At 72.5% G+C, this 14,597-nt stretch carries 9 protein-coding genes and 4 pseudogenes; 7 read left to right on the top strand and 6 right to left on the bottom strand.

Going from position 1 to position 14,597, the window contains the following annotated elements:
• Positions 1-207, top strand: a 207-nt coding sequence (locus tag AC067J_RS43380; RefSeq protein ID WP_478308391.1) for a response regulator transcription factor, incomplete at its 5' end; no start/stop codon positions are given.
• Between the two features lie 408 nt (positions 208-615).
• On the opposite strand, the pseudogene AC067J_RS43375 reads toward AC067J_RS43380, so the two are convergent.
• A pseudogene (locus tag AC067J_RS43375) lies at positions 616-1,209 on the bottom strand (amino acid permease); the annotation flags it as partial.
• A 123-nt stretch (positions 1,210-1,332) separates the two neighbouring features.
• Positions 1,333-1,887: a universal stress protein gene (locus AC067J_RS43370; protein WP_478308390.1), complete on the bottom strand. Its 555-nt coding sequence runs from the start codon at positions 1,885-1,887 to the stop codon at positions 1,333-1,335.
• A 264-nt stretch (positions 1,888-2,151) separates the two neighbouring features.
• Here AC067J_RS43370 and AC067J_RS43365 point away from each other — a divergent pair, with 264 nt between their 5' ends.
• From AC067J_RS43365 to AC067J_RS43350, 4 genes are all read left to right on the top strand, one after another.
• On the top strand, positions 2,152-2,940 hold the full coding sequence (locus AC067J_RS43365; RefSeq protein WP_478308389.1) for a GNAT family N-acetyltransferase: 789 nt from the start codon (positions 2,152-2,154) through the stop codon (positions 2,938-2,940).
• Positions 2,941-3,134: 194 nt separating this feature from the next.
• The gene (gene kdpB / locus AC067J_RS43360) at positions 3,135-5,363 is read left to right on the top strand and encodes a potassium-transporting ATPase subunit KdpB (RefSeq protein WP_478308388.1); all 2,229 of its coding nucleotides are present in this window, start codon (positions 3,135-3,137) and stop codon (positions 5,361-5,363) included.
• 144 nt (positions 5,364-5,507) lie between these two features.
• A complete protein-coding gene (locus AC067J_RS43355) occupies positions 5,508-5,999 on the top strand; it encodes a universal stress protein (protein WP_478308387.1) in 492 nt (163 codons plus the stop codon).
• A gap of 376 nt (positions 6,000-6,375) precedes the next feature.
• Positions 6,376-8,343, top strand: a complete 1,968-nt coding sequence (locus AC067J_RS43350) for an RICIN domain-containing protein (protein WP_478308386.1) — start codon at positions 6,376-6,378, stop codon at positions 8,341-8,343.
• A gap of 231 nt (positions 8,344-8,574) precedes the next feature.
• Here the strand turns inward: AC067J_RS43350 and AC067J_RS43345 are convergent, their stop codons facing one another.
• The 4 genes and pseudogenes from AC067J_RS43345 to AC067J_RS43330 form a co-directional block, all read right to left on the bottom strand.
• Positions 8,575-9,225, bottom strand: a complete 651-nt coding sequence (locus tag AC067J_RS43345) for a sensor histidine kinase (protein WP_478308392.1) — start codon at positions 9,223-9,225, stop codon at positions 8,575-8,577.
• Positions 9,226-9,673: 448 nt separating this feature from the next.
• Positions 9,674-10,807 (bottom strand): annotated as a pseudogene (locus AC067J_RS43340) (DUF4118 domain-containing protein); the annotation flags it as partial.
• A gap of 88 nt (positions 10,808-10,895) precedes the next feature.
• Positions 10,896-11,015 (bottom strand): annotated as a pseudogene (locus AC067J_RS43335) (sensor histidine kinase KdpD); the annotation flags it as partial.
• A gap of 228 nt (positions 11,016-11,243) precedes the next feature.
• A pseudogene (locus AC067J_RS43330) lies at positions 11,244-12,564 on the bottom strand (APC family permease).
• Between the two features lie 1,099 nt (positions 12,565-13,663).
• On the opposite strand from AC067J_RS43330, the gene AC067J_RS43325 reads away from it, so the two are divergent.
• Both AC067J_RS43325 and AC067J_RS43320 read left to right on the top strand, forming a co-directional pair.
• On the top strand, positions 13,664-13,993 hold the full coding sequence (locus AC067J_RS43325) for a PadR family transcriptional regulator (RefSeq protein ID WP_478308385.1): 330 nt from the start codon (positions 13,664-13,666) through the stop codon (positions 13,991-13,993).
• 2 nt (positions 13,994-13,995) lie between these two features.
• Positions 13,996-14,385, top strand: coding sequence for a DUF1048 domain-containing protein (locus tag AC067J_RS43320; RefSeq protein ID WP_478308383.1), 390 nt, complete (start codon positions 13,996-13,998; stop codon positions 14,383-14,385).
• Positions 14,386-14,597 lie beyond the last annotated feature (212 nt).

Raw genomic sequence — 14,597 nt, 5'->3', positions numbered from 1 at the left:
CTGGCGCTGGTCGGCGAGGGGCTCACCAACCGCCAGATCGGCCAGCGGCTCTACCTCGCCGAGAAGACCGTCAAGAACCACATCTCCCGCCTGCTGGCCAAGCTGGGCGTGGAACGGCGCGTCCAGGCCGCCCTGATCGGCGCGGCACCGGGGGAAGACCGGCTGCAGCCGCAAACCAGCCGGAGAGGGCCCGCAGTGGTCCCCTGACGCCGTCCATACGGGTGGTTCGGAAACATTGACGCGGCCTTGATAACCGCGTCATTCGCCCGAGACCACGGGTTGTCCTAAACGTTTCGGAGCCCCGGAGGGCGGGGCCGTCCGGGGCTCCGCGGCCACCCTCTACCGCTCGACTACATCCTCATCCGGAGCCGGCAGACCACCGCGTCGGTGTGCCGGCGCAGTGCCCGGTCGATGACGGCGCCGCGGCGGTTCTGCAGGGCGCGTTGCCAGGGGTGGACCGGTTCGACTTCGGGGATCAGGACGGTGAGCCGGTCGTAGGCGTGTTCGGTGCCGAGGCGGTCGACGAAGGCGGCGATCGGCGGGCCGAGGCGGCGGTGGGAGTCCGGGATCTCCACCAGCGGCACGCCCGGCTGCCACAGTTCCCAGTCGCGGCGCGATCAGCACGGCCAGTCCGATCAGCATCACGCCGAGCAGCGCGCCCAGCGCGACCTCGGCGTGCTGGGCGCGCTTCACGCCCGGCGTGCGGAAGGACGGGACGGCGTTCGCCACCGCCTCCACGCCGGTCAGCGCCGAGCAGCCGGCCGCGAAGGCCTTGAGCAGCAGCAGCGCGCCGACCGCGGTCGCATTGCCGGCCAGCACGGAGGCGTGCCCCTCGGCCGCCGCGGTGCTCACCGGAGCGTCCCGGAACAGACCGACCACGACGATCGTCAGGATCGAGAGCACGAAGACGGCCGTCGGCGCCATGAACCAACGGGCCGACTCGGCGATCCCGCGCAGGTTCACCGCCGTCACCAGCGCCAGCTCACCCAGGCAGAGCCAGACCCGGTCGTCGTACAGACCGGGCACCGCGGAGGTCAGCGCCGCCACACCCGCCGTCACCGACACCGCCACGTTCAGGACGTGCCGGTACGACGGCACCGGCGCCGCCAGCAGCACCTCGGTCTCGGCCGCCGAGAGCCCCGTCCGCCGGTGGTGCGGATCGGATGCGTAGACCTCGCACCGGGCGTCGAACGGAGCCACGCCCGTACGCACCCGGCCGTCCGGAACGGGCTCGACGACCGGCGTGGAGCGGAACCCCGGTTCGTGCCGCACCTCGATCCGGGCGAACGGCTCCGGCAGTGACACCAGGACGAGTCCGTCCGGAAGAGGGCCTTAACCCTTCGTGCGGAGCGGCTCGGGTGCCGCTCCGAGCGGCAGGTGCCAGTGGTTGCGCCGGTGCAGCGTCTCCAGGTCGTGCTGGAGCTCCGGCCGCGGGACGGCGAGGACGGAGCAGCCGGCCTTCCGCGTGCAGTACGCCGTCACCGACGGCAGCAGTCGGCGGCGCAGCAGGCCGCCGCTGCGGCCGACCACGAGGAGGTCATCGGGGCGGTCGGCTGTCGTCACCAGCGCGGGGCCTGTCTCGCCGCGGACCACCAGCGGCTGCAGCCGTACACCCGGGTCGACACCGGCGAAGGCCGCGTCCAGGGCATCCCGCAGGCGCTGGTCGGCGGCGTCCCGGACGACCGCGAGCAGCGGCGGGCACGGGGAGCGGCGGTAGCCGAACTCCCCGCCGGGCGGCTCCCAGGCCAGGACGGGGAGGACCTCGGCCCCGGTTCGACGGGCCTCGGCGACCGCGCGGTGGAGGGCGGCCAGGCTGCCCAGGGAGCCGCTGACACCGACCACCACGCGGCCCGGGGGCCGCTCGTCGTTCCGGTGGCTGCCGTTCATGTCCTGTTCCTCACTCCGCCGCGGTTCACTCGCTCGTCCTCGGCTGTCTCCAGCCGCTTCCAGCCAAGCCGCAGGACGCGGTGGGCCCGCCCGGTCTTGACGGGGCTCTGACGCGGTCGACCATGATCCGTACGCGCTCTTGACGCCGTGCCCGGGCGACCGCGCCCCCAGCCGTGCCAAGGTTCCGTCAGCGTCGCTGCGATCACCGCCAGACTTCCGTCAAGGGCCGGCCACCGGGGCCGCCCGGCGCGCGGTACTGGACGGGTGCCCACTTCCCTGACCGCCCCCGCCACCGCGCTCCCGTCCACCGAGTGGTTCACCCCGGAACTCCCCGGGGCCGCCCTCCTGGCCGGCCACGTCGAACGGAGCGGCCACGGCGGCTGGTGGGCGGACGATCCCGGCGCGGTCCGCGCGCTGCTCGTGCACTGCGGACCGGAACGGCTGCTGAGCGGCGACCCGGCCCGGCTCGATCCCGCCGCCCTCGCCGGGCTCGGCCGGGGCCAGTTCCACGTCCCCGACCGCTTCCTCCCCCTGCTGGGCCGCGCCTTCACCCACGTCACCCCGTGGGTGCGCGTGGTGTACGCCCAGCGGGGCCGCCCGCGGCCGGTGTCGGTGCACACCTCCGGCTGGGTCCGCCCGCTCGGCCCGGGCGACGAGGTCGGACTCGACCGTTTCGCGTTGCGCGGCGGTGCGGTGCGGTACGGCGAGCCGCACTGGACGGCCGGGACCTGGGGCGGCCACGGTCGCCTCGCGGCAAGCGGGTTCGCCTGGGACGCGTTCCTCGGTCCGTACCTGGCCTCGCTCGCCTGCGGGTACCTCGTCGGCCGGGACCACCTGGAGATCGCCGTCGCGACCGACCCGGCTTTCCGCCGTCTCGACCTCGCCCTGGCCTGCGTCCGTACGGCCACCGCCACCGCCCGTACGCACGGCTTCACCCCGACCTGGTCCGCTCCGGAGAGCAACCGTGCCAGCCGGGCCCTCGCGGAGGCCGCGGGCTTCCGGGCGGTCCGGCGCGAGGTCGTGTACTGGGCGGGCCCGGCCGTCAGCAGGTGACGCCGGTCGTCCGACGGGGCGTCAGGGGTGCGTATCAGGGTCGCGTCAAGGACTCCCCGCAGCGCGCCAAGCGGGCGTCAAGACGCACGTGGTGGGCGAAGGACCGGTGCTTCGCTGTGCGGCGTCCCGCTCGTCCCGCCATCGCTGACACGCCGTCCCCGCTCCCGGAACGGCTCCGGAAGGTCCCAGAACCGATGCGCCGCTCGGCCCTCACCCCACCGGCCACCACCACCCCACCGGCCACCACCACCGACCCGGCCGCGCGCCGGCCCGACCGGCCCGACTGGTTCCGCCGCCGGAAGGCCGGCGAGGCCGAGCCGTCGCCACCGCACCCGGGCCACCGCCCCAGCACGCCGCCTCCCGGTCGCCGCCGGCTGGTCACCGCGCGCCAGCTCCGGGAGGCACTGCCCGCCGCGGTACGCAAGCTCCACCCGCGCACCATGGCGAAGAACCCGGTCATGCTGGTCGTCGAGGCCGGATCCGCCCTCACCACCCTCACCGCGGTCGTCCACCCGAGCGTGTTCGCCTGGGTGATCAGCTTCTGGCTCTGGCTCACCGTGCTCTTCGCCAACCTCGCCGAGGCCGTCGCCGAGAGCCGCGGCAAGGCGCAGGCCGACTCGCTGCGGCAGACGCAGGTCGGCGCCACCGCCCGCCGCCTGCTGCACTGGCGGGTCGGCGGCCACGACCACCGCCACGAGTCCGTCCCCGCCGGGCACCTGCTCCTGCACGACCTGGTGCTCGTCCCCGCCGGTGAGGTGATCCCCCGCGACGGCGAGGTCGTCGAGGGCGTCGCGGCCGTCGACGAGTCCGCGATCACCGGCGAGTCGGCACCCGTCATCCGCGAGTCCGGCGGCGACCGCACCAGCGTCACCGGCGGCACCCGCGTCCTCTCCGACCACCTCGTCGTGCGGATCACCTCCCGGCCGGGCCAGAGCTTCATCGACCGGATGATCGCCCTGGTCGAGGGCGCGAACCGGCAGAAGACGCCGAACGAGATCGCCCTCAACATCCTGCTCGCCTCGCTGACCATCGTCTTCGTGCTCTCCGTGGTCTCGCTCCAGCCGATGGCGATCTTCGCGGGATCCCCGCAGACCACCGTCGTGCTGGTCGCCCTGATGGTCGCGCTCATCCCCACCACCATCGGCGCCCTGCTCTCCGCGATCGGCATCGCCGGGATGGACCGCCTGGTGCAGCGCAACGTCGTCGCCCTCTCCGGCCGCGCCGTCGAGGCGGCCGGCGACGTCGACGTCCTGCTGCTCGACAAGACCGGCACCATCACCCACGGCAACCGGCAGGCCGTCGTCCTCCACCCGTTCCCCGGCGCCACCGTGGAGCAGCTCGCCGAGGCCGCCCGGCTCGCCTCCCTCGCCGACGACACCCCCGAGGGGCGCTCCGTCGTCGAGCTGACCGACCGCCAGTACTGGACGCCGCCGCGCGCCGAGGGCGAACTGGGCGAACAGACCACCGTCCCGTTCACCGCGCAGAGCCGGATGAGCGGCGTCGACCTCGCCTGGCCCGACGGCGCCGCCTGCCTGATCCGCAAGGGCGCCGCGAACGCCGTCGCCCACTGGGTGGTGCGCAGCGGCGGTCGGCTGCCGATGGAGGCCAAGGGGGTCGTCGACCGGATCTCGGCCGACGGCGGCACCCCGCTGCTGGTCGCCGTCCACGACCGGCACGGCGCCCGGGCACTGGGCGTGATCGAGCTCAAGGACGTGGTCAAGGAGGGCATCGCCGACCGCTTCGCCGAGCTGCGCCGGATGGGCATCCGCACGGTGATGGTCACCGGTGACAACCCGCTCACCGCCCGCGCGATCGCCGCCGAGGCCGGAGTCGACGACTACCTCGCCGAGGCCACCCCCGAGGACAAGCTCGCCTACCTCCAGCAGGAGCAGGCGGCCGGGAACATGGTCGCGATGACCGGGGACGGCACCAACGACGCCCCCGCCCTCGCCCAGGCCGACGTCGGCGTCGCGATGAACACCGGCACCCCGGCCGCCAAGGAGGCCGGCAACATGGTCGACCTCGACTCCAACCCCACCAAGCTGATCGAGATCATCCGGGTCGGCAAGCAACTCCTCATCACCCGGGGAGCGTTGACCACCTTCTCGATCACCAACGACGTCGCCAAGTTCTTCGCGATCATCCCCGCGATGTTCGTCGGCTCCTATCCCGGCCTCGCCCGCCTCAACATCATGGGCCTGCACAGCCCCACCTCGGCCATCGCCTCCGCGATCATCTTCAACGCCCTGATCATCGTCGCCCTGATCCCGCTCGCGCTGCGCGGCGTCCGCTACCAGCCCGCGAACGCCACCGACCTGCTCCGCCGCAACCTGCGCGTCTACGGGCTCGGCGGCCTGGTCCTCCCGTTCCTCGGCATCAAGGCGATCGACCTGCTGATCCAGTTCGTCCCCGGCCTCGACTGACGGCGGCACGGGCGATCCGTACTCCGTCAAGGCCACGTCAAGAACGGCGCGCCGGGCGTCAGAGCCCCGTCAGCAGCCGCTCCCCCACCGCCACGGCGCGTTTCACTGGAGGCAACGGAACACCGGAGAAGGAGCTGAGCCGCCATGACCGGCACCACACGGGTGATCGTCGGACTCAACGGGTCGCTGAGCAGCCTCGCGGCCCTGTACCGCGCCGTCGACGAAGCCGTCCGGCGAGGGGCGACGCTCGTCCCGCTGACCGCCTGGGAACCGTCGGACCGCGACGGCCTGCGCCCCCTCTCCGAACTGGAGCACGCCGCCCGCAGGCGCCTGGACACCACCTTCGACCAGGCCTACGGCGGCTACCCCACCGGTCTCGTCCTCCACCCCCTGGTCATCCGCGGCCCCGCCGGCCCCGCCCTGGTCGCCGCCGCCGGCCCGGACGACCTCATCGTGACCGGCACCGGCGGGCACAGCCGCCTCGACCACCTGATGCACGGCTCCGTCACCCGCCACTGCCGCACCCACGCGCCCTGCCCCGTGATCACCGTGTCCCCCTCCGAACTGCTGGAGAAACTGGAACTCACGGCCCGCCACGGCGCGCCCGTCCCCCTCGCCGCCGGAGGCTCCCGATAGGGGATTTCCTCCCCGGGCTCGAACGACCGCTCACGAGTCCGAATCGTGAATGGTCACGAGATCCCGTCCGATCCCGGAGATCGGACGGGATCTCCGTGTTGCGGGGGGGCGGATCGCTTGCCCGTCGTCGGCTCGGCCTGCCAGGCACGGCATCCAGACATCTCCCGGGCCGACAGCCGACCGTCGACATTACCCGAGCGCCGGTATTGCGATCGGTCCTCGATTCCCCGGGACAGGGCGGTGCGCGAAAGGGCAGACCTCCCGCCCCTGCCATATGGATGGCGCAAGGAATCACGGGACCGCGATTTCCCGGGTCTACGATCCGTCTCTGTCGAGAAGAAATACTCTTCGAACCGAGAAGAAAGACGATCCTGACGTGGAAATCCTGTCCCGCCTGAAACGCACCGTCGCCTGCGGGGTCGCCGCCGTCGCGGTGGTCTCCGGCCTGACCGTCCAGGCCGAGGCCGCGCCGGCCGCACCCGTGGACAAGACCTGCGGAACCCCGGCCGTTCCGGGCGGCGGCAACTGCATGAGCTCGCTGATCACCTCCGCCTTCGACACGATCAAGCTCATGCGCAGCGCCGCCAACGCCAACAAGCTGGACAACGCGGAGTTCACCCAGAGCACCGCGACCAAGCTGAGCCAGAAGTTCCCGGGCTTCAACGTCATGGTGTTCAAGACCGTGGGCACCGACCTGTACGACACCGAGTGGTTCACCAACGAGCACAAGGCCGACATGAGGGGGGTGCTGCTCGACACCACCTACAAGCTCAACCACTTCATGGACAAGGACAAGAAGGAGCCCTCCGGCTACGACAAGTTCCGGATCTGGGTCTTCCAGGGCGAGTCGACCTTCCGCAACCGGGGCGACGGCGGCTACATGAACTGGGCGTTCGTCGGCAACGACGGCGACAGCGTCAATAAGGAGCCGTGGACCTGCCGGTCGGGCACCGCGCGGCCCTACAAGTGCGACGGTGACGTGCGCACCATCCACTTCCCCGCCCGGTCCGGTTACGGCGCCAGGACCGGCAGCCTGACCCCCGACTCCAGCGCCCCCGGCTACCACGCCTGCCTGGACGTCAGCGGGAACGGCACCGCGAACGGCACCCCCGTGCAGATGTGGGAGTGCAACGGCGGCGACGCCCAGAAGTGGACCTACAACGGCTACAAGCTCCGGGCCGCCAACGGCAAGTGCCTCGACCTCGCGGACAACCGGGCCGCCAACGGGAACAAGCTCCAGGTCTGGGACTGCCTGGAGATCCCGGGCCAGCGCTGGCACATGTCACCCAGCGGCGGCCTGCGCCACCTCACGGACCTGGACGACCGGTCCAAGGACGTCTGCATCGACGACTTCAGCGGCCGCACCGCGAACGGCAGCACCGTGGCGGCCTGGGCCTGCGGCTCCGAGGACAACCGCGACGCCCCCAACCAGAACTGGGCCTGGGGCGGCACCCCGCCGACCACCAACCCCACCACCCCCGGCAACGGCGCCGACGTGTACCTGAAGCTCGACAACGGGCTCGGCGCCGTCCCGGTCGGCGGTTCCGCCGGCGCGTCCGTCGTCCCCGGGATCCGGGGCGGCAACGAATCCAAGTGGAAGCTCACCGCGGTCGGCGGCGGCCGCTACCGGATCACCAGCTCCTACGGACTGGACCTCACCGAGAACAGCAACTACATGGCCGAACTCCAGCCGTGGGGCAACTCCTCCAAGCAGAAGTGGGAGCTCTTCGGGGTCGGCAACGGCAGGTACCAGATCCGGATCTCCGACGACGACTGCCTCGCCCACGACTCCGACTTCAAGCAGCTCGGCGTCTGGACGTGCAAGCGCGGCTGGCAGCAGGAGTGGGTGCTCGAATCCACCTCCGGCGGCGTGATCACGCCCGGCGAGCCGGGCACGCCGACGAACCCGAAGGACCCCAAGCCCCCGACGGGCGGCGGCGGTTCCGGCGTCCCGACCGAGCGGCCGCTGTTCCTGAAGCTCTCCAACGGGCTGGGCGCGACGGCCCCGAACGAGACCGCGAGCTGGGGCGCGCCGGTCCTGGGCGGGCTCCTGGGGTACAAGGGCTCCACCTGGACGATCAAGCCGCTGGGCGGGGACCGCTACCGGATCGTCAACGACCTCGGGTACAACCTCACCGAGAACCCCGACACCTACGTCGCCGAGCAGCAGGCCTGGGGCAACACCTCCAACCAGAAGTGGCAGTTCGTCAGCCTCGGCAACGGCAAGTACCGGGTGCAGATCGACGACGACAACTGCCTCACCCACGACTCCGACCACAAGCAGCTCGGCGTCTGGACCTGCGAGGGCGGCTGGAAGCAGGAGTGGTCCTTCCAGCTCCACTGATCCGCACCCCTTGACGGCACCTGGCCGGCATGAGGCCGAAGACGCCCACGCCTCCTGCCGGCCGGAGCCACGCCGAAGGGCGCCGGCCGCACGGCCGGCGCCCCAAGGGCCGGCGGGGAACGTCGCCCTGATCGGCGTGCTCGGCGCCCTGCCCGGTCGGAGGTCCGGCAGGGCGACCGGTCGGGGATGTCGTCACACGATCCGGCACGGGGTCGGTCGATCGATGCGCCGTCACCCGGCCGCCCGGACCAGCCCGAAGACGACCGTCGTCCCACCGCCCGGTGTCGGTTCGACGGTCAGCTCGCCGCCCATCGCCTCCACGAATCCCCTGGCGACCACCAGGCCGAGACCGACCCCGCCGCCCGTGCCGGCCTCGCCCGACGGGCCGGCCCGGTGGAACGGCCGGAACAGGCTCTCCACCTCCGACTCGGCGATGCCCGGCCCCCGGTCGATCACCCGGACGTCCACCCGGCCGGCCACCGCTCCCCCGTCGACCACGACGTCCGCACCCGGTGGCGACCACTCCCGGGCGTTGGCCAGTACGTTGGCCAGCGCCCGCTCCAGCAACCCGGCGTCGGCCACCGCTCGCGGCAGGTCGTCCGCGACATCGATCCCGAACACCACCGCCCCCTCCTCCTCGGGCAGGCCGGCGACCGCCGCACGCACCACACCGCCGAGGTCCGTCGGGCTCAGCCGTACGGGCACCGCTCCGGCCTGCAGCCGGCTCAGGTCGAGCAGTCCGGCCACCAGGCGGTCCATCCGCGCCGACTCGGCGGCGATCCGACCGGCGGCCCCCCGGTCGCCCGCGCCCGCGACCAGCTCGGCCACCGCCTCCCGGATGGCCGCCAACGGGGTGCGCAGGTCGTGCTCCACGGCCTCCAGCAGCGTCGTGTGCAGCGCGTCGGTGTGTGGCCAGTTCCTCGGCGGCCGACGCCGCGGCCACCAGCCGCTCCCGCTCGCGTGCCAGCCGCAGCTGGGTGACGAACGGGCCGAGCAGCCGCGCGTCCTCGGCGCTCAGACCCTGCCCCACCAGTACCAGCACCGCGCCCCGGCCCAGGTCTGCGGCGAACGGCGCGTCCTCGGGCCGCTCCGGCACCGGCCCGCCGGAGAAGACCACCGGCCTCCAGAGCGGGCCCGTCCGCACCAGGACCCCCGCGCCATCCAGTCCGAAGACCCGGCACAGCTCCGCCAGCAGGGCCGCCAGGTCCGGCGCACCGGAGTCCACCGTTGCGCCCGCCAGCCTGGCCAGTGCGTCCGCCTCCGCCCTCGCGCGGACCGCCTGCTGCGAACGCCGGGCCAGGCCGTCGATCAGATGGGCGATGATTCCGGCGACGGCGAGGAAGAGCAGCAGCACCGCCGTGTCCGCAGCGTGCTCCACCCTGAGACTGTGCCACGGCTCGGTGAAGAAGAAGTCCGCGGCGAGCGCCGCCACCGCGGTGGTCCCGGCCGCCGGGAGCAGCCCGCCCAGGCGGGCCACCCCGGCGACGGCCGGCAGCAGGCAGAGCAGCGCCCCGGACAGCCCCAGCGAGTCGCGCAGCGGCGACAGGGCCCAGGCCGCGGCGGCCGCCCCGGCCGGACCGAGCAGCCACGCCGCCCACCGCCGCCGGGCCGGCACGGACGCCGGACGCCGCCGCCGGGGCCCGGGAGGCACCGTGAGCAGCCCGGGCGCGGGCGGCGGCAGGACGCGCACGTCGATCGGCCCGGCCAGCCGGATGACCCGGTTGATCACCGAGCCCGAGAGCAGCTCCCGCAGCCGCGAGCGGGTGGTCGGCCCGAGCAGCACCCGGGTCGCGCTCTCCGCCCGGGCGAAGTCCACCAGCACTCGGGGGACGTCGGTGCCGCTGATCTCCACGTAGCTGCCGTTCAGCTCGCGCAGCAGGGCTCGCTGTGCGGCCAGCCCCGGCGGCTCGGCCCACACGGTGCCGTCGTCCGGGCGGACGTGGACGCCGATCAGGTCCCCGTGCACCCGGGTGGCCGTACGCGCGCCCCGGCGGATCAGGTGCTCGCCCTGCGGCGCGCCGTTCAGCGCCACCACGATCCGTTCCTTGGTCTCCCAGGGTGCCCGGATGCCGTGCCGGGCCCGGTAGTCGGCCAGCTCCTCCTCCACCCGGTCGGCCAGCCAGAGCAGGGCCAGCTCACGCAGAGCGCCGAGGTTCCCGGCGCGGAAGTAGTTGTCGAGCGCCACGTCGATCCGGTCGGGCCCGTAGACGTCACCCTGTGCCATCCGGGCCCGCAGCGCCTGCGGGCTGAGGTCCACCAGCTCGATCCGGTCGGCCGCGCGGACCACCTCGTCCGGGATCCGCTCGCGCTGGGCGGCACCGGTGATCTGCTCGACGACGTCGTTGAGGCTCTCCAGGTGCTGGATGTTGAGCGTCGTCGCCACGTCGGTCCCCGCCTCCAGCAGCTGCCGCACGTCCTGCCAGCGCTTGGCGTGGCGGCTGCCGGGGGCGTTGGTGTGCGCCAGCTCGTCGACCAGGGCGAGCGCGGGGCGGCTCCAGCAGCGCGTCCACGTCCGGCTCGGTCAGCTCGATCCCGCGGTAGGGCACCGTGCGGCGAGGCAGCACCGGCAGGTCGTCCAGCTGCTCCTCGGTGCCGCGCCGGCCGTACGTCTCGACGAACCCGACCACCACGTCCAGCCCGTCGGCCCGCAGCCGCCGGCCCTCGGCGAGCATGGCGTACGTCTTCCCGACCCCCGGCGCCGCCCCCAGAAACACCCGCAGTTTCCCCGGCACGGCCCGTTCGCCACCTCCGTCACGTCCATGCTGCCTCCACTCGGCTCCGGTGTCTCGGGGTGGTGGCCCGGGCGGGGCCGCGCCGGCACCGGATCCGCGGGCGCACGGGGTCGCGTCGCGGCAGCCGTCCCCCACCCGCGCCGAACCGGTCTCGGCGCCGGTGCGGCCTCAGCCGACGTGGACGCGGGGGCGCCGGGAGCGGTCGGGTTCGGCCTCGCGCAGCACCTCGCGGGTGACCGGCGCGACCTCGCCCTGGCCGAACAGGAAGAACCGCAGGAACTGCGCGAAGGGGTTGCCCTCGGTCCACTCGAAGTAGATGTGCGGCTGCTGGCCCGTCCGGTCCCGGACCTGGATCAGCAGCGCCGCCAGGGCGTTCGGCACACTGGAGCTCTCCAGCGAGAGCACCCGGTAGCGGCCGTGCATCACCTCGCCGCGGACGCTCAGCACCGCTTCGAACTCCGACGGGTCGAGCACGGTGACCTCGACGAACACCAGGTCGTCCTCGGCCGGGATGTCGTTGTCCACCCGGATCTGCCGCTTCTTCTCCTGGTACTCCGCGACGTCGCGGTTGTCCGGCTCGTTGGCGATCAGCCGCATCGGACGGTGCGTGTAGTCGCGGACGAACCGCTCGGCGGCCTCGTCGAACACGACGTCCGTCACCCTGAGTTCGAAGGCCCGCTTGAGCCGGGACAGCAGCGACACCAGCACGATCGCGGCGATGAAGCACGCGCCGATCTTCACCCCGTCCGGCCGCTCGGCGACGTTGACCGCCGTGGTGTAGACGAAGACCGCCGCGATCACCGCGAACCCGATCGTCCAGTTGCGCTGCCGGGCCTTGCGGGCGGCGATCGTGACGGCGATCGCCGCCGAGGAGATCAGCACCAGGACACCGGTGGCGTACGCGCCGCCCTGGGCGTCCACGCTGGCGTCGAAGATCCACGTCACCAGGAAGGCGATCAGGGTCAGCACGATCACCATCGGGCGGACGGCGCGCGCCCAGTGCGGGGCCATGCCGTAGCGCGGCAGGTAGCGGGGCAGCAGGTTGAGCATGCCCGCCATGGCCGAGGCGCCGGCGAACCAGAGGATGAGGATCGTGGAGAGGTCGTAGATGCTGCCGAAGGTATTGCCCAGGTACTCGTGCGCCAGGTAGGCGAGCGCGCGGCCGTTGGCCTCGCCGCCCGGTTCGAAGGCCGCCTCCGGGATCAGCAGGGTGGTGATGCTACCGCTCCAGCATGGCGATCGAGCCCTCGCCGTGCGGCGACTCCTTCGCCACCCGCCGGTACACCGGCAGTGCACCGAACAACGTGACCACCACCAGCACGACGGTCGCCACCGGCGACAGCAGGCCGGCCGCCAGCGCGGCGATACCCGGCTGGTAGCCGAGCGTCGAGAAGTAGTCCAGGCCGGTCAGGCACATCACCCGCCACCAGCGGGCGCCCTTGTGCTCGACGGGCGCCTGCGCGTGCGGCCCCGGGTGCTGCTTGGCCATGTCGGCCAGGCCCTCCAGCAACCACGCGCGGAAGCGCTGCCGTCCCGACGGTACGGCCCCCGGATCTGCCGAACCCGACGAAGCCACGCCGCACCCCTGTCACAGAACCGAACCGCCCCGCCGTCGGGCCGACGGCAGGGCGAAAGGGTATGTGACTCGGATGATCAGACCGCGGAACGCCGGATGGATGTCACCGCAACAGCGGAACACTCCGCCACGCTGCTACTCGGGCCAGCGACCGATGCCCCACAGGACCGGCTCCTACGCCCCGGCGACGCGGGCCGGAGTCGGCACGGCCCCTGCCGCGGCCACCCGGCCCGCGACTCGGCCCCGCTTGGGCGGCGACCGCCGACGGCGCAGCGGACGCACTCAGTGGTCGGCTTCCCACTGGGCTTCGAGCCGCCGAGCACCGTCCGGGCCCGTGACAGTTCGCCAGGTGGCGCTCATCCCACCGCCCCGACGGGCAGCACCAGAGCCCGACGCCCCGCCCACGGCCTGAAGCACGCTGCTGTCGAGCGGGCTGTCCGCAAGCCTGCGCACGACCGCTGCCAGGATCGCCCCGCCCGACTCCCGGGCACGGACGCCGACATGGAACGGCCGACGCTGGAAGCCACTGAGAACGGCCACCTGGACCTCACCTCCGATAGGGCGTCATCGGATGCGGCGGGAAAGCCGATCCGGGTCGACGCCTGCGCGTCTCGTCGCGCCGCCCCGATCCCGATTCCCACGGGGCTGTACGACTCGGACATCCGAGGCTAGTCCGGTGCGGGCGGCCGCCGACCGGCCCTGACACTTCCTTGATTCCGCCGGTGCGACCGCTGACGGCACGCTGACACCGGGGCGGGACGCGGCCTCGCCCGCCGCACTCGCGAAGCGACGGCTGCTGCCCGGGCTCGCACTCGCGGCGGCCTTCACGGGGGCCGGATCGCCGTCCGGTGCGCCGGGCCGGCCCCGCCGACGTCGTCAACGGCAGGTCCACGCCGGGAGCCGCGGGCGCCGAGCCGAGCACTTCACTATTCCGTCTTGCTAAGTACCGGTAGTCAGCGTTACGGTATACCAGTACTCAACAACGCTGAATAGCTCATGGAGGAGGTGTTCCATGACCAAGCTCGAAACGGAGATGCTCAAGGGCACGCTGGAGGGCATCGTCCTCGCGATCCTGGCCGGCCGGGCCGCCTACGGCTACGAGATCACGGCGGAACTGCGGGAGCAGGGCTTCTCCGACATCGCCGAAGGGACCATCTACGCGCTGCTCATCAGGATCGAGAAGCGCGGCCTCGTCGACGTGGAGAAGGTCCCGTCCGAGAAGGGGCCGCCACGCAAGGTGTACTCCCTCAACACCCAGGGCCGGGAGTACCTCGAAGAGTTCTGGAGGACGTGGAGCTTCCTCACGGAACGACTGGAACAGCTCCGCGAAGGGGGTAAGTAGCCATGTCCGATGTCGAAAAGAGCGGCTTCATCTCGAAGGTGATCGGGCCGAAGAAGCGCTGGAGGGCGTACAAGGCGCGCGTCAAGGAGCTTCCCGAGAACTACCGTTCGGCGGTCGAGGCGGTCGAGCGGTACCTGATGCACTTCGTGCCGACCGACGGCGACAGCAATGCGTCGATGTTCGAGGACCTCGCCGACCTGTTCGAGCAGGCCGCGGCGAACGGGACGCCGATCCGCGAGATCGTCGGCGAGGACCCGGTGGAGTTCGTCGACGCGTTCGCCCAGAACTACTCGGACGGCGGCTACGTCCCCGCCCGCGCACGGAAGCGGCTGACCGACGACATCGCGCGCGCCGAGGGCGAGACCCCGGAGCAGACCGCGGGCACCGACTAGATCCACCCTCCGCACCGGGCGCGGCACCATCGCCATCCGCCGCGCCCGGCCCCGGCCCCGCCACCCACGATCCACCACCCCAGCCGCTTCCGCCTTCACATCGACACCGGGAGAGCCCCATGCCTTCATCTGTCATGCCCACGCCCAGGCGAGGGAACGGCCACCCGTCCCCGATCGCCGTCTCCGCCGTCGGCCTGCGCAAGTCCTACGGC

Source organism: Kitasatospora sp. NPDC042419, from assembly GCF_056437345.1.
Note: the sequence above shows the minus strand (reverse complement) of the source record. Positions and strands in the feature narration are given on the sequence as shown.